General features: G+C 68.5%; 13 protein-coding genes. 5 read left to right on the forward strand and 8 right to left on the reverse strand.

What is annotated here, in order from left to right:
- The 3 genes from QO011_RS12665 to QO011_RS12675 all read left to right on the forward strand — a co-directional run bounded on the left by QO011_RS12665 (position 1) and on the right by QO011_RS12675 (position 4,006).
- Positions 1 to 1,527, forward strand: coding sequence for a sugar ABC transporter ATP-binding protein (locus QO011_RS12665; protein ID WP_307272298.1), 1,527 nt, complete (start codon positions 1 to 3; stop codon positions 1,525 to 1,527).
- Positions 1,524 to 2,537, forward strand: coding sequence for an ABC transporter permease subunit (locus tag QO011_RS12670; RefSeq protein ID WP_307272300.1), 1,014 nt, complete (start codon positions 1,524 to 1,526; stop codon positions 2,535 to 2,537). The genes QO011_RS12665 and QO011_RS12670 overlap by 4 nt, the downstream gene beginning before the upstream one ends.
- 98 nt (positions 2,538 to 2,635) lie before the next feature.
- Positions 2,636 to 4,006 carry a hypothetical protein gene (locus tag QO011_RS12675; RefSeq protein WP_307272302.1) on the forward strand — a complete coding sequence of 457 codons (1,371 nt, stop codon included), beginning with the start codon at positions 2,636 to 2,638 and terminating at the stop codon, positions 4,004 to 4,006.
- A gap of 121 nt (positions 4,007 to 4,127) precedes the next feature.
- Here QO011_RS12675 and QO011_RS12680 read toward each other — a convergent pair whose 3' ends face one another.
- Complete coding sequence (locus QO011_RS12680; protein WP_307272304.1) at positions 4,128 to 5,150, reverse strand: GlxA family transcriptional regulator; 1,023 nt, start codon at positions 5,148 to 5,150, stop codon at positions 4,128 to 4,130.
- A 137-nt stretch (positions 5,151 to 5,287) separates the two neighbouring features.
- On the opposite strand from QO011_RS12680, the gene QO011_RS12685 reads away from it, so the two are divergent.
- Positions 5,288 to 6,217: a DMT family transporter gene (locus QO011_RS12685; RefSeq protein WP_307272306.1), complete on the forward strand. Its 930-nt coding sequence runs from the start codon at positions 5,288 to 5,290 to the stop codon at positions 6,215 to 6,217.
- A gap of 178 nt (positions 6,218 to 6,395) precedes the next feature.
- Here QO011_RS12685 and QO011_RS12690 read toward each other — a convergent pair whose 3' ends face one another.
- Positions 6,396 to 7,190, reverse strand: coding sequence for a DUF899 domain-containing protein (locus QO011_RS12690; protein ID WP_307272308.1), 795 nt, complete (start codon positions 7,188 to 7,190; stop codon positions 6,396 to 6,398).
- Between the two features lie 363 nt (positions 7,191 to 7,553).
- Between QO011_RS12690 and QO011_RS12695 the strand changes: the two genes are divergently transcribed.
- On the forward strand, positions 7,554 to 8,243 hold the full coding sequence (locus QO011_RS12695; RefSeq protein WP_307272310.1) for a DUF4336 domain-containing protein: 690 nt from the start codon (positions 7,554 to 7,556) through the stop codon (positions 8,241 to 8,243).
- Between the two features lie 12 nt (positions 8,244 to 8,255).
- Here the strand turns inward: QO011_RS12695 and QO011_RS12700 are convergent, their stop codons facing one another.
- The 6 genes from QO011_RS12700 to QO011_RS12725 all read right to left on the reverse strand — a co-directional run bounded on the left by QO011_RS12700 (position 8,256) and on the right by QO011_RS12725 (position 14,353).
- On the reverse strand, positions 8,256 to 8,816 hold the full coding sequence (locus tag QO011_RS12700; protein ID WP_307272311.1) for a GNAT family N-acetyltransferase: 561 nt from the start codon (positions 8,814 to 8,816) through the stop codon (positions 8,256 to 8,258).
- 158 nt (positions 8,817 to 8,974) lie between these two features.
- On the reverse strand, positions 8,975 to 9,934 hold the full coding sequence (locus tag QO011_RS12705; protein ID WP_307272313.1) for a hypothetical protein: 960 nt from the start codon (positions 9,932 to 9,934) through the stop codon (positions 8,975 to 8,977).
- Between the two features lie 185 nt (positions 9,935 to 10,119).
- The gene (locus QO011_RS12710; RefSeq protein ID WP_307272315.1) at positions 10,120 to 10,956 is read right to left on the reverse strand and encodes a phytanoyl-CoA dioxygenase family protein; all 837 of its coding nucleotides are present in this window, start codon (positions 10,954 to 10,956) and stop codon (positions 10,120 to 10,122) included.
- 9 nt (positions 10,957 to 10,965) lie between these two features.
- Positions 10,966 to 12,126, reverse strand: a complete 1,161-nt coding sequence (locus tag QO011_RS12715) for an aminotransferase-like domain-containing protein (protein WP_307272316.1) — start codon at positions 12,124 to 12,126, stop codon at positions 10,966 to 10,968.
- A gap of 87 nt (positions 12,127 to 12,213) precedes the next feature.
- A complete protein-coding gene (locus tag QO011_RS12720) occupies positions 12,214 to 13,494 on the reverse strand; it encodes an extracellular solute-binding protein (RefSeq protein ID WP_307272317.1) in 1,281 nt (426 codons plus the stop codon).
- Positions 13,495 to 13,513: 19 nt separating this feature from the next.
- Positions 13,514 to 14,353, reverse strand: coding sequence for a carbohydrate ABC transporter permease (locus tag QO011_RS12725; protein ID WP_307272318.1), 840 nt, complete (start codon positions 14,351 to 14,353; stop codon positions 13,514 to 13,516).
- Between the last annotated feature and the right edge of the window lie 51 nt (positions 14,354 to 14,404).

The following is a 14,404-nucleotide window of genomic DNA, read 5'->3' on the forward strand; positions in this document are numbered from 1 at the left end:
ATGGCAGACGAACCTCTTCTTCGCATCGAGGACGTGACAAAACGCTTCGGCGCCACGCTGGCGCTGAACCATGTCCGCTTCGACCTGCGGGCCGGCGAGGTCCACGCCCTGATGGGCGAGAACGGCGCCGGCAAATCGACGCTCATGAAGATCCTCTCCGGCACTATCGGGCGCGATGGCGGCGCGATCGTCATGGACGGGCGGCCGGTCGAGATCCGCACGCCGCTCGACGCCCGTGCCCACGGCATCGCGATCATCCACCAGGAGCTCAACACGGTCCCGTACATGACCGTGGCGGAGAATCTTTCGCTCGGGCGCGAGCCGAAAACCCGCTTCGGCCTGCTCGACCGTCGCCGCGTCCAGCGGGAGGCGCGCGAAAAGCTCGCCCGGATCGGCGCGGAGATCGATCCGGACCGGCCGCTCGGCTCCCTCAGCGTCGGCATGCAGCAGATGGTCGAGATCGCCCGCGCGGTGAGCGAGGAGGCCCGCGTCCTCGTGCTCGACGAGCCGACCGCGGCGCTGTCGCGGGCCGAGGCCCTGCAGCTCTACCAGCTCATCGGCCAGATGCGCGCCGGCGGCGTCGGGCTCATCTACATCTCCCATCGCATGGAGGAGGTCTGGCAGCTCGCCGACCGCGTCACGGTGCTGCGCGACGGCGCCTATGTCGGCACCGGCGCCATGGGCGATCTGACGCCCGAGGACGTCGTGCGCATGATGGTCGGCCGCGCCATGGGCGACCTCTACGACCACGCGCCCCGGCGGGCGGGCGCCACCGTGCTGGAGATCGGCGCGCTTTCCGGCGATCGCGTCGGGCCGGTGAGCTTCTCCGTTCGCGCCGGCGAGGTCGTCGCCATGGCCGGCCTCATCGGCTCCGGCCGCACCGAAGTGGCGCGCCTGATCTTCGGCGCGGACCGGCGCGCGGGCGGGACCGTGCGTGTCGGCGGCCGCGAAAGCCGGCCCGGCGACCCGTTCGCGGCCATCGCCGACGGCATCGGCATGGTGCCCGAGGACCGCAAGGACCAGGGCCTCTTCCTCGACCATCCGGTCGAGGCCAACATCGCCATCAGCTCGCTCGACCGCTTTTCGACGGCCGGAATCGTCCGGACGGCCGAGGTGCGGGCGGCCGTGCTCGGCCAGATGCAACGGCTGCACCTGCGCCGGAACGCCGTCGACCTCGCGGTGCGCGCCCTGTCCGGCGGCAACCAGCAGAAAGCGGCCCTGGCGCGCTGGCTGATGCGGGATTCTGAGGTCCTGATCCTGGACGAGCCGACCCGCGGCGTCGATATCGGCGCCAAGCGGGAGATCTACGAGCTCATCGACGAGCTGGCGCGGGCGGGCAAGGCCGTGCTCGTGATCTCGTCCGACCTGCCCGAGGCCATCGGCATCAGCGATCGCCTGCTGATCATGCGCGAGGGGCGGATCGTGCACGCGATGGACTCCGGCCGTGCCACCGAAGAGGCGGTGATGGCCCATGCGACGGGCACGGCAACGCGCCGGGCCGACGCGACCCACGGAGCTGAAGCATGACGGACGACAGGGCGGCGGAGTCGCCGGCGCCAGTGGCGCGGACATCCTTCAACTTCGCGAAATGGTGGGACCGCGTCGGCATCCTGGTGGTGCTGGTGGCCCTGGTCCTCCTGATGTCGGCGATCGCGCCGAACTTCAATCGCGTCGACAACCTCCTCAACATCGCGCGGTCGATCTCGGTCAATGCGATCCTGGCGGCCGGCCTCACCTTCGTCATCCTGACCGGCGGCATCGACCTCTCGGTCGGATCGATCGTGGCGGTCTCCGGCGTGGTCGCGGTGGTGCTGGCGATCGCCGGACTGCCCGCGCCGCTCGCCGTGCTGGCCGGGATGCTGGTCGGGGGCGCCTGCGGCCTGATCAACGGCGCGCTCACCGCCTATCTCGCGCTCGCGCCCTTCATCGTGACGCTCGGGACCATGACCTTCCTGCGCGGGCTCGCCTACACCATCACCGCCGGACAGCCGATCGTCTCGAGCGATTTGAGCTTCAAGGGCATCGGCAACGGCTATCTCGCCGGCATGCCCTTGCCGGTCATCGTCATGGCCGCCGTCTATCTCGCCGCCTGGTTCCTGCTGGAGCGGACCCGCTATGGGCGCCACGTCTATGCCGTCGGCGGCAACGCGCAGGCGGCCCGGCTTGCCGGCGTCCGGGTGAACCGGATCACGCTGTCAGTCTATGTGATCGCCGGGGCCTGCGCCGGTCTCGCCGGCGTCATCTTCGCGGCGCGGGTGATCTCCGCCCAACCCACGGCCGGAACGGGATACGAGCTCGACGCGATCGCGGCCGTGGTGCTCGGGGGCACCAGCCTCGCCGGGGGACGCGGCCGCATCATCGGCACGCTGATCGGCTCGATCATTCTCGGCGTGCTCGGCACCGGGCTCATCCTCCTCAACGTCCCGTTCTTCACGCAGCTCCTCATCAAGGGGGTGGTGATCATCCTCGCCGTCGCCATCGACAGCCTGAAGACGAGACCGCTGCCGTTCCTGCGCCGAGGACGATCGGTCGACTGACCGGATGCATCCAGCGGTCCTGGCTGTCGCCGACGCCCGGCGGCGCCGCGGCGCTGTCCCGCCCTCCCCCGCTCACCCCTTCGCGGAGACCCGACACCATGCCCACGACGATCATCGTCAGCGATCCTCTTTCCGGCCGCCGCACCCGGGAGCCGATCATCTTCTCCGTGAAAGGCGATCTGCCGGAGCCGCTGCGCTGGGCCGAGACGGAGGCTGGCGAGAAGGTGCTTCTACAACGCCTCGGCCGTCGGTCCTCCGAGGGCCAGACGACATTCGCCGCGGTGATCGACATCGACGGGTCGCTTCGGCTCACGCTCGGCGATGCGGTGCCGGGCGATGCGGCGCCCGAGGGGATCCGGGAGCTGCCGGGCCGGGAGAGCGACTGCTTCGTGCGTCTCGACACCGGCGTCTTCGATCTCGAGCTCTGCTCCGGCAAGGCCGAGGGGCTCGGCTCGTCGAAATGGGGAATCCGCCACTTCAAGGGGCTGCATGACGGCGTCGAGCTGCTTCCCTCCGGCAACAACGCAATCGGCGGCTTCTACGGCCCCTTCTTCACCCCCGAGAACGGCCTGATCAATCCGCCCGAGCATGCCAAGGTCGAGATCGAGATCGTCGAGCGCGGGCCCCTCCTCCACCACTACCGCATGCACGGGATCATCCCGGACGGCCTGCTCGAGGAGCTGAGGGGCAAGCGCTTTGCGATCGACTGGCTGTTCTTCCACCGCGTTCCCTTCTTCCAGAGACGATACGCGGTGGACGCCTTCCAGACCGTCATCAACGGCCGCTCGGTCACGAACAAGATCACGGTCGGCGACGAGTTCGAGGGCGGCCAGGGAAAGCTTCTCTTCGACCGCTTCGCAGCCTATGGGGGCACGCGCTACCGGGCGGGCGATCCCTACGCGGGCGAACTTGTGACCATGGTCCGTGAAACGGTGGCGGAGTCCGCCGCCTCCGGCCCGAAATTCGAGGAGTTCCGCGGCGAGCTTGCCAACATCGAATCGGCCCACTGGGATCTCTACTGGCGCCTCTTCTGCGCGTGGGAGAAGGTGCTCGACGAAGACGAGATCCGGGCACGGCTCGCGCGCGTTCGTGCCGCGGCGCATGTCAAGGCGGACCTCGGCGATCGTCCCTGGATCTTGACGGAGGAGCCGGTCGAGGTCTCGGCAGCGCCGCACGAGACCATCTTTCCCGGCCCGGCCTCGAAGACGGTCGAGTTCGACAGCAGGACGGGCCGCGCCATGATCTGGTGGACCTCGCAGCCCTCCGGAGCCTTCCAGATCGTGCAACGGCCCCAGTCCGGCTGGGTGAACTGGGGCTCGAACGGCGAAAACGAATGCCCCGAACTGCCGGTGGGCGTCGACATCAGGACTGCCTACGGCCCGTTCGCGTCCAGATGGATGGAGGTCGCGGATCGCCTGGAGACGCCGCTGTCGACGCATGTCTCCTCCCAGGATTCGATCGGCGAATAGCTGAATCGGAGTGGCGCAGGGATCCCCTCTTCCGACCCATCCCGGGTGTTCCCGAGACGGGTCTTGACGAAGCAAGTCGGCAACATCCGAGTTGCCGGGAGAGGGGCTGTGCGCGCCTCGACTACGCGCTGCCGCCGAAAGGCTGCCTCGCCCTGCGGAAATCGCTCGGCGTGCTGGCAAAGCGACGGCGGAACATCCGGCTGAAATGCGAGGAGTCGGAGAAGCCGCATTCGACCGCGATCGCGGCGAAGGACTTGTCTGTGTTTTCGATCATGTGCCGCGCCAGGGACAGCCGCATGTCCATGAAGGCCGACCGCGGCGAGCTTCCGAGCGCGCTGGCGAAGTGCCGTTCGAGACGGCGCTTGCCGATGCCCAGGTGCTCGGCGATCTGCCCGACGGAGATCGGCGCATCGAGGTTCTGCTGCACCAGCAGCAAGGCCTTCCTTACGAACTGGTCGCCGGTGTCGAGTTCGAGGATGGGGCTCGGCTGCGGCGCCTCGCCCACCTCCGCGCCGTTGATCATCATGATGTGCAGGCTCTTGGTCGCCGGCGCCTTGCCGATATGCCTCTCGACCAGGAACGCCGCCAGATGGGCCGCACTCGCGCCGCCCGGACAGGTCAGGCGGTCGCGGTCGACGATGAAGATCCGGTCGGACACCGGCTGGAGGCCGTCGAACTGCTCCAGGAAATCGGTGTGGTGGAACCAGCTGACGCAGCAGCGATAGCCGTCCATCAACCCGGCCCGGTGGAGGATGAAGGCGCCGGTGCAGACGCCGACGAGCGGGACCTTCGCCGCGGCGGCCTGTTGCAGATACCGCAGGCAGGCGGGGCTGAGATCGAGACTTCCCCCGATCAGGCCGCCCACCACCACGACATAGTCGAACTTGCCGGGGTCGCCGAGCCGCTCGGTCGGCTGGACCACCACGCCGCTGCTCGACGCCACCGGATTCATGGTGTCGGACAGCACGCTCCATTCGCAGCGGATCGGCCGGCTGCGGTCCCCCTCGTCCGCGGCCAGCCGCAGGACATCGACGAAATTGGCGAAGGCGTTCAGCGTGAAGTGCCGCGCCAGGATGAAGCCGACGGACAGCCTCGGCGCTTCTCCGTCCGGCCGGGCCGGCCTTGCCGTCCGATGCGCGCCCATGATGGCCTCTCCGTCCGCGAAGTGTCGCAGGGATAACATCCCGTCGACGCATCCATTCTGTCCGCCTGCGAAGGAGCCGGCAATAGTGTCCGCGCGCCGGTTTTTCAGGCCATGCCGGGATCGGCAGGACGCGAGCCATGAAGCTGACCTATGCCGCCTTTGCCTTTCTCGGCCTCCTGTGGGGATCGAACTTCACCTACATGAAATGGGCGGCAGCTCTCATCAGCCCGGCACAGATCACGCTCCTGCGGGTGTTCTTCGGCTTCCTGCCATTGGCATTCGCGGCCTGGCATGCCGGCGCGATCGACCGCCGTCAATTGCGGTATCTGCCGCATTTCCTCGTCATGGCCATTGTCGCGACCGCCTTCTACTACTTCGCGATCGTCAAGGGCACGGCGTTGCTTCCCTCCGGCGTCGCGGGGGTCCTGGGCGGATCGATCGCCTTGTTCACCGCCGTCGCCTCGCTGCTGGTCCTGCGAACGGAAAGGCTCAACCGGCTGATGGCCGTCGGGGTCGCCTGCGGCTTCGCCGGCATCGTCCTGATCGCACGTCCCTGGGAGGGCGCGGACAGGTCCATCGACCTTGCCGGCGTCATCTGGATGGTGGCGGGCGCCGCCGTCCTCGGCCTGTCCTATGTCTATGTCCGCCGCTTCCTGTCGCCGGCCAACCTGCCGCCGCTCGCGCTGTCCACCTGGCAGATCGGGCTGGCCCTGCCCGTGCTGCTGCTTCTGACGGACTTCACCGGCATCGGGCGGATCCTTCAGGATTGGCACGCAGCCATCGGCGTGGCGGTCGGGCTCGGCGTTCTGGGGACCGGCGCCGCCTTCCTGATCTACTATTACCTGGTGCAGGAGCTCGGCGCCGTCGCGGCCTCGGGCTCGACCTATATCACGCCGATCGTCGCGTTGCTCATCGGTTGGGCCACCGGCGAGAAAGTGGGCATGCTGGAAGTGGCGGCCGTGGTCCTGATTCTCGGCAGCATTGCCATGCTGCAGATCGGGCGGCAGCGCGCCCTTCGCGAGACGGCCGGGGTGCAACATCCGGATGGACGGCGCCGTGCTCCATGACGGGCGCGGCCCGGGAGCGGGCCCTTGGTCCTTCGCATCGAGAACCGCCCGCCGGTCCGCATGCCATGATCGCAAGGGTCGCTGCAGCCGTGTGGCATAGCCATCCAGCTAAGCCCAGCGGCCGCAGCGCCTCGTCATCCCATGTCGCACGGCCGATCGGGCCGGCGGGACAGGCCCGTCACGCCTTCGGGTTTGCGTCCTTGTTCCGGAACGCCGCCTCGCCGGCATCCGACACCGCCACCCATGTCCGGTCGGGGGCGGCGTCCGGGACGTAGCTGTCGTGCCAGTTCCACCACTTATAGGTCGGGGTCTGGGGATAGCCCTCGGGCGAATTCTCCCACACCTCCTGGCGGCCGAGCGGCGTGATGTCGAGATAGTTCCAGGTGCCGCCCATCTGCTCGTCGCCGCGGTTGTTGACGAAATAGGTGCGGAACACCGAGGCGCCGTCGCGGTAGAACACGTTCGTGCCGTGCCACTCGTCCACGCCGAAATCGGCGTCGAAGCCGTCGGTGATGGTGACCCACGGCATCGTCCAGCCCATCCGCGCCTTCAGCCGCGCGATGTCTGCCTGCGGGGCGCGCGAGGCGAAGACGAGGGTGGTGTCGCGGGCGTTGAGGTGGGCGAGATGGGCGACCTGGTCGGCCACCATGGAGCAGCCGCGGCAGGCGTGGTCGGGCCAGCCGAACACCCCGGGCTCGAAGAAGGCACGGTAGACGATCAGCTGGCGACGGCCCTCGAACAGGTCGAGCAGGCTGGCCTTGCCGGCAGGGCCTTCGAACGCATAGGCCCTGTCCACGGCCATCCATGGCATGCGCCGGCGCTCGGCCGCCAGGGCGTCACGGGCGCGGGTCTGGGCCTTTTCCTTCACGAGCAATTGCCGGTGCGCCGCCTCCCAGGCCTGCGGCGACACGACCGGCGGCGTGCACATGGCGGGTTGGCCGACATTTCCTCCGGTCTCGACTGATGCAGTCATGGCTTTGAACCTCCTGATCCCGGCGACGGCCCGCCCACCGCGGTGAGGCGCGATCCCGTTCGCGGCCCGTCGCTCGTCGTTGCTGGTGCAATGCTTTTCGCACCGGGACAGCACATGGCGGGAGTAACAAGTGCGGCGGGATTCCGAGGAAGCCACCGGTTTCCGCCGGCGCGCAGGCCCCCGAAGCCGGCGATCGCCTCGGGTCCTGGCCGGGACAAGTCCCGGTCTGGTTACTGCGGGGGCATGGACCTCGCGGCCGCCGGCGCCGGCAAGCCATCCGACCGCGACAAGATGGCGGCGGCGCTTGCGGGCGCAGCCTCCGGCGGCTAACCCTCGATCAGCAGCAATCGCACCGGCTCGGCCATGTTGAAGGAATTCGGTCGCGAGATCTGGACCGCGGACGGCCCGGAGGTCGCGGTCGCCGGATTTCACTATCCCACGCGGATGGCCGTCATGAGACTGCCGGCTGGCGGCCTCTTCATCTGGTCGCCGGTACGGCTGACGCAGAGCCTGCGGACGGCGGTGGATGCCCTCGGCCAGGTCCGGCACATCGTTGCTCCCAACTCCCTGCATCACCTGTTTCTGGCGGAGTGGAAAGGTGCCTATCCCGAGGCCAGGCTCCACGCGCCCCCGGGCTTGCGCAAGAAGCGTCGGGACATCGACTTCGACGCCGACCTCGGCGAGGCGCCGAGCCCGGATTGGGCCGGGGAGATCGACCAGGTCCTGGTGCGGGGCAACCTGATCACCACCGAGGCGGTGTTCTTCCACGTCCCGAGCGGCACCGTGCTCTTTACCGATCTGATCCAGCAGCTTCCCGCCGGCCTGCTCTCGGGCTGGCGGGCCGTGATCGCGAAGCTGGACCTGATGGTCGGGCCCGAGCCGTCGGTGCCGCGCAAGTTTCGCCTCGCCTTCACCAATCGCCGCCTCGGGCGCGATGCTCTGGGCCGCATCCTCGCATGGCCCGCCGAGACGGTGCTGATGGCCCATGGAACACCCGTGGAGCGGGATGCGCCGGCCTTCCTGCGCCGCGCGTTCGGGTGGCTGACGGGATGATGGTGCCGGGCGTCAGGCCCGGCTCGGGCGCTCGGTTGCAAGGAGCGCATAGAGCATGTCGTCCCGCCACTCGTCGCCGACGCGCAGGTTGTCGCGGAGCCGGCCTTCGCAGCGGAATCCGAGTTTCTCGACGAGCGCCCGAGACGGCGTGTTGTCGGGATGGATGAGAGCCTGCACGCGATGCAGGCCGAGCTCGCCGAAGCAGAATTCGAGCATGGCCGAGACGGCCTCCGCGGCGATGCCCTGCCGATGGCGCGCGGGATCGACGATATAGCCGATGGCCACGCGCCTGCTGCGGATATGGCCGTCGTGATAGTTGACCAGGCCGAGGCAGCGATCGGTCCCGGCCTCCGCCACCGCCCAGAATCGATAATAGGACGGGGTGCAGTCGATGAAGCGCTGCACCGCGCGCTCGGTCTCCAGCCGTTTGGTGTGAACCGGCGTGTTCCAGAAGCGCATCGCCTCCGGGTTCGCGAAGCATTCGTGCATCGCGTCGACATCCTCGGTGCGGAATTGGCGCAGGCGCAGGCGGGCAGTGACGAGGATCGGGTGCGGGATGGGTTGTCGTGCCATGTCTGAAGCCCATGCTGCGCGAAGCAATCCCGCCGACGATCCGGCCGGGCGCCAATCCGGGACAGCATAGGGCGTGCCGGAGCGGACGCGAAACATGCCAGCACGACCTCACGCCTCCTCGCCCTGCCCTCTCCTACGTTCGCTCCGCTGCATCTTCATCACAATTCCGGCAGCAGGCGCGCCAGCCTGGCCCGCAGGGCGAGGCCGCGCGGCAGCAGATCGGCGATCGCTCCGGCGGTCTCACGGGCGCCGCGCGCGCCGAGGAAGAAGAAATGGCCGCCGGCGATCCGGGCGCCCGTGCCGGTCTGGAGATCGGCCATGACGGCCGTGAGCGCCGCCCAGGCCGGGCCATCCATCGGGCGGCCGTGGCGGCCGAAAGCGTCGACATAGCGGGCGAGCACGATCTGCGCATTGACATAGGCCCAGCTCGCAGCATCGCCGATGGCGTGGCGGTAGTCCTGCTCGCCCGTCGGCACGATCGGCGTCGCAAAGGGAAAGACGGAAAGATCGGGCTCCTCGGTCGGGTGGAACGAGCGCGCCAGGCCGCCGGGGACGATGCCGATCGGCGTGCCGGTCAGGATGTGCCTCTCGTAATCGTCCGGCGACAGGACGGTGCGGCCGAGCTCGGCCTCGATCGACCTGATCTCGGCCTGCCAGGTCCTCAGCCGCTCGACACCGAAGAGCCGGGATCCCGCGACATCCCAGAGGCCGTCGGCATCGAGACGCTCCTCCGAGCGATAGCTTCGCGGCGATCGCGGCAGCGGCGAGCTCGCGGACAGCGGCATGAACCCGGCGATGTCGATATTTCGCCGGCAAAGCGAGTCGACGAGATGACCGACGATGCTGCCCCCGAGGCTCCAGGGGAGGATGACGACGGATCGCGATTGACCGTCCGCTTCGATCGCCTCCTCGGCGCAGGTTGCGATCGCCTCCGCCCAATCCGGCCGCGTCAACCCGGTCTCGAAGGCCTGGCCGAAGCGCGGCCCGACCGGCACGGAGACGGTCAGCATGCCGAACCCCGCCTCGGCCAGCCAATGATCGACGAAATCTTCGCTGATGCCGCCGGGATAGCCGTAGAACACCCGCGCCAGATGGCCGCCGCCGGGGATGAAGACCATGAGCGGCGCCGACCGATCGCGTCCCGGGCGGTGATAGACGAGCGTCGAAACGCCCGCCGATCGGCGGAGCGCTTCGCCGTCCACGAGCGCCCCGGCGCCGGCGAGGACGTGCTGTCGGTCAAGATGCGTCGTCATGACACCCGAGGCGAAGGAAGGGGAGCGATGATGAACCTCATGCCGCACGCTCAGGCATCCAAAGCCTTCGCGCGAGCCGCGATCGCGTCCTTTCGGGCGCGGAAGGCATCGGCCAGCTCTGCATAGAAGGGGATGACCTCGGGATCGAAATCCCGCGCCGGCCGAGGCTCGGCAATGAAGTGGCCGTAGCGATCGTTCCCGCGCACGAGGGTCGCGCTGTCCTTGAACCCGGTCGTCTGGCGGACATGGGCCGCGACGTAGCGGATCGCGATGCCGAGCCGCCGCGTATCGGAGCGATTGGCCTCCGACCCGTGGATGAGCATCGTGTGGTGGAGTGAGATCTCGCCCGGCTCGAGCTCGAGATCGACAGCCTTCGTCTGGTCGACCTCGACTGCGACGTCCTGGCCGCGGCTCAGCATGTTGTTCGCCGCCATCGTGTCCTTGTGCGGCATCTGGCCGACGTGATGCGTGCCGGGGATCACGCGCATGCAGCCGTTCTCGCGCCGGCTCGGCGTCAGCGCCACCCAGGCGGTGACGACGGTCGGCTCCGAGAGGCCCCAATAGGTGGCGTCCTGATGCCAGGAGACGAAGCCGGGATCGTGCGGCTTCTTGTCGAAATGGCCGATCGCCCACACCATGATGTCCGGCCCGATCACGTCCTCGACCGCATCGAGGATCTTGGGATGGCGCATCAGTTCGTCCAGCCAGCGCATCATCAGATAGGGCTTGATCTTGGCGCGGGCCCAGAGATTCTCGTGCTCCTGCTCCAGCGCTTCCATCCGATGCTTGAAATCGGCGGCTTCGGCCGCGCTGAAGGCCCGGATCGGGCAGACATAGCCCTCCGTCTGGTAATGCTCGACCTGCGCGTCGGACAGAATCCTGGCCATGGCGGAACTCTACTCTCCCGTTTCGTAGGCATGGGCGATCGCTTCGAGGCCGCGCTCGAAGCTCGCGCGATCGCGCGGCGCGCCGGTGCCGAAGCGAACGGCGTTCGGACGTGGCGCGTCGGACAAGGCATAGATGTCGCTGGGGCTGATCGTGACGCCGCGGGCCGCGACGGCGGCGACGAAATCCGTGCGGGATCGATCCTCGGGCAGCGTCAGCCACACATGCAGGCATTCGGGCATGGTCCGGAGGTCGGCACCGGCAAGACGCTCGGCGACGCGCCTCTGGCGTTCCCGCGTTTCCGCTCGAACGGCATCGAGGATCCGGCCGACGGCGCCCTCCTCGATCAGGATCGAGGCGACGGCGGCATTGATCGGCGCGCACATCCAGAAGGTCTCGCGCCCGCCCGGCCAGAACAGGTCGGCCGCGGCCATCGCGCTCGGGGCGACGACATAGGCGACCTTGAGCGCGGCCACCATGGCCTTGGCCGTGCCGAGGACATACCAGGAGATCTCCGGCGCGTAAGTCGAGAGCGGCGGCGGCAGGTTCTGCGGCAGCAGGCTGTAGATATCGTCCTCGATGATGGCAACGCCGTAGCGCCGGCAGATTTCGGCGACCTCCGCCCGCCGCCCCGGCCCCATGATCGCGGTGGTCGGATTGTGCAGGCTCGGCATCACATAGAGGGCGGCGGGGCGCCGGCTGCGGCATACGCCCTCGAAGGCGTCGGGAATGACGCCCTCCGCGTCGATCGGAACGGCGGCGAGGCCGATCCCGAGCGTCTCGGCGAGCCGGCCGATGGTCGGATAGGTCAGAGCCTCGATCGCCAGGGTTCCGCCCTGTCCGACGAGGCCGGCGAGCAGCATGACGAGAAGGCTCTGCGTGCCGTTGGCCACCACGACCCGGTCGGCCTCCGGCGCGACTGGAAGCCGCCGGGCGACAAAGGCCGCCCCGGCCGCGCGGTCGCGTTCGGAGCCCTTGAACTGATGGGCGCCGAACAGGTCGTTGGGAGAATGCTCCGCCAGCACCCGGGCGATCGCCGAGCGACAGGCCTCGTCGAAGACGTGGGGCGCTTTCGGCGGCAGGTTGCCGCTCATGTTGAGCGGCGCAGCGACGACCAGCCCTTCGGGATGGGCCGGGCGGACGTCGACGGTCTGCGCGGACGGAGCGTTCATCGGGCGCCTTCCTGGCGGAAAGGGTTCCTGGCGGAAAGGGATGGCCGAGGCGGATCGCCGCGCCGGCCGGCAGTCTTCGATCGGCCGTCAGGCGAGCTTGAGCAGCTTGCGGGTCTGCTCGGCCATGGCGGCAAGCGCCTGGTCCGGCCGGGTCCGGCGCCTGACGACCTCACGCATCGCCGCGGCCATCATGTCGGCGATCTCGACGGTGTTGTCGGCGGGAAAGGAGAACTGGTCGCTCGTGATCGCCAGGCGGTCGACGATCGCGCGGTGATAGGGATTGATCTGGAGATAGCGCTCGAGGAAGGCCGGGTCGTTCAGCGCCAGCATGTTGACGGGCATGTAGCCCGTGCGCCTGGCAAGGATCATCTGGCCTTCCGGGCCGGCGGCGAAGCGCATGAAGTCCCAGAGGGCCTTCTGCCGCGCCGCATCCCTGGTGAACATCATGAAGCCGTGACCGGCGCCGACGATCCATCCTGTCTGGCTCGGAATCGGAACCTGGCCGACCTGCAGCTCGAACCGGCCGGCGGCGGCCTTGGCGACGGAGGTGGTTCCGCTCGCCGAGCGGATATGGACTCCGGTGGTTCCGGCATTGAAGGCCTGGCGAGCCTGGTTGTACGTCATGTCGGCGGTGCTGGTCGCGCCCAGATCCCAGAGGACCTGCAGCGCCTGCCGCCCCTCGGGCCCGGCGAAGGCGATCCCGGTCTGCTCGGCGTTCATCATCCGTCCGCCGAAGCCGGCGAGGAGATTCTGGAACACCCACTCGTTGGTGGAGTCGTATTCGATATAGCCGCCATTGATCGAGCGATCGAGCGCCGCGACTTTCGTGCCGATCTCGACGATCTCCTGCCAGGTCGAAGGCAAGGTCGCAGCCGCGTACCCGGCGCGCCGCAGGAGATCCATGTTGTAATAGACGACCGGGATGGTCGTGCCGAAGGGCAGCGCAAGAACGCTGCCTTTCACCGAGACGGCCTCGATCATGGCGCGGGTGATCCCCAACGCCTGGAGCTCGGCACGGTCGCCGCCAAAGAGCGGGTCGAGCGGCTGCACGATGCCGCGCCGGGCGAGAAGCGGCGCATAGGTGAGGTACTGCCAGGTGCCGTCGGGAAGACCGCCGACGAGGCTGTCGCGGAGCGTCATCTGCAGCAGCGGGTCCCAGTTGTCGCCCCTGACGACATAGTCGACGGCGATATCCGGACGGATGGCGCTGAAGCGCGCCGCGAGGTCGCCCAGCATTGTCTCATAGCCGGCGTAGACGCTGATCCGGATGGTCGTGACGGCCGCGGCGGCGGCGATGCGCATCGGTGCGGCGAGCGCCCCGACGGCGCACGCGCTGCCGATCAGCAGGCTTCTGCGATCGATGGCCATGGGCGAAGGCTCCTTGCAATCATTTGACGGCGCCGCCTGTGAGGCCTTCGACGAACCATCGCTGCGCGGCGAGGAAGGCGACGACGAGCGGCAGGACGACGAGGGTGGATGCGGCCATGAGGGGACCGTAGTCGTTGCCGGCCTCCTCGTTCTTGAAGGCCATGATGCCCAGCGGCGGTGGCATGAGCGCCTCGTCGCGGACGGCGATCAGCGGCCAGAACAGGTCGTTCCAGTGGCTGACGACGGAGAAGATCGAGAAGGCGACGACGGCCGGCAGGGCCATCGGCACCATGATCTTCCAGACGATGGCGAGCTCGGAGAGGCCGTCGAGGCGGGCGGCGTGGACGATGTCGTCGGGGATCGACTTGAAGAACTGGCGGAACAGGAAGATGCCGAAGGGCGAGACGACGAAGGGGAAGACCAGCGCGGCATAGGTGTTGAGGATGCCGAGGCTGTAGCCGAGGATGAACAGCGGCAGCGACAGCACCTGGTGCGGCAGCAGCAGGCCGATCAGCACCAGGGCGAAGAGGGCGTCGCGGCCGCGGAATTCCAGCTTGGCGAGGGCATAGGCGCAGGGCGCGCAGACGAGGATCTGCAGGGCCAGGATGGCGGCGCAGACGATGACGCCGTTCAGCATGTAGGCGGGGAGCGGCGCCTCGGTGACGGCGCGGGAATAGTTCTCCACCGCATACCAGTGCTCGGGCAGGAGCGAGAAGGAGGCGCGGAAGATCTCGCCCGGCGGCTTCAGCGAGAGCGAGGCCATCCAGACGAACGGCACCAGGATGAGGGCGCCGGTGGTCAGCAGCGTCGCATGGCGGGCGATGGCGCCGGGGCCGGCGAGGCGGGAGGGGCGGCTCATTGGTAGTGCACCCGTCTGTCCATGACGCGGGCCTGGAGGAGCGTGAGCGCC

It is taken from the genome of Labrys wisconsinensis, from assembly GCF_030814995.1.
Lineage (GTDB): Bacteria > Pseudomonadota > Alphaproteobacteria > Rhizobiales > Labraceae > Labrys > Labrys wisconsinensis.

Excerpts from the sequence above, each read along its gene's own strand:
- QO011_RS12715 (WP_307272316.1), bottom strand. The coding sequence starts at position 12,126 with ATGAACGCTCCGTCCGCGCAGACCGTCGACGTCCGCCCGGCCCATCCC.
- QO011_RS12680 (WP_307272304.1), bottom strand. The coding sequence starts at position 5,150 with ATGGGCGCGCATCGGACGGCAAGGCCGGCCCGGCCGGACGGAGAAGCG.
- QO011_RS12725 (WP_307272318.1), bottom strand. The coding sequence starts at position 14,353 with ATGAGCCGCCCCTCCCGCCTCGCCGGCCCCGGCGCCATCGCCCGCCAT.
- QO011_RS12670 (WP_307272300.1), top strand. The coding sequence starts at position 1,524 with ATGACGGACGACAGGGCGGCGGAGTCGCCGGCGCCAGTGGCGCGGACA.
- QO011_RS12690 (WP_307272308.1), bottom strand. The coding sequence starts at position 7,190 with ATGACTGCATCAGTCGAGACCGGAGGAAATGTCGGCCAACCCGCCATG.
- QO011_RS12665 (WP_307272298.1), top strand. The coding sequence starts at position 1 with ATGGCAGACGAACCTCTTCTTCGCATCGAGGACGTGACAAAACGCTTC.
- QO011_RS12685 (WP_307272306.1), top strand. The coding sequence starts at position 5,288 with ATGAAGCTGACCTATGCCGCCTTTGCCTTTCTCGGCCTCCTGTGGGGA.
- QO011_RS12720 (WP_307272317.1), bottom strand. The coding sequence starts at position 13,494 with ATGGCCATCGATCGCAGAAGCCTGCTGATCGGCAGCGCGTGCGCCGTC.
- QO011_RS12675 (WP_307272302.1), top strand. The coding sequence starts at position 2,636 with ATGCCCACGACGATCATCGTCAGCGATCCTCTTTCCGGCCGCCGCACC.
- QO011_RS12695 (WP_307272310.1), top strand. The coding sequence starts at position 7,554 with ATGTTGAAGGAATTCGGTCGCGAGATCTGGACCGCGGACGGCCCGGAG.
- QO011_RS12700 (WP_307272311.1), bottom strand. The coding sequence starts at position 8,816 with ATGGCACGACAACCCATCCCGCACCCGATCCTCGTCACTGCCCGCCTG.
- QO011_RS12710 (WP_307272315.1), bottom strand. The coding sequence starts at position 10,956 with ATGGCCAGGATTCTGTCCGACGCGCAGGTCGAGCATTACCAGACGGAG.
- QO011_RS12705 (WP_307272313.1), bottom strand. The coding sequence starts at position 9,934 with ATGGTCTTCATCCCCGGCGGCGGCCATCTGGCGCGGGTGTTCTACGGC.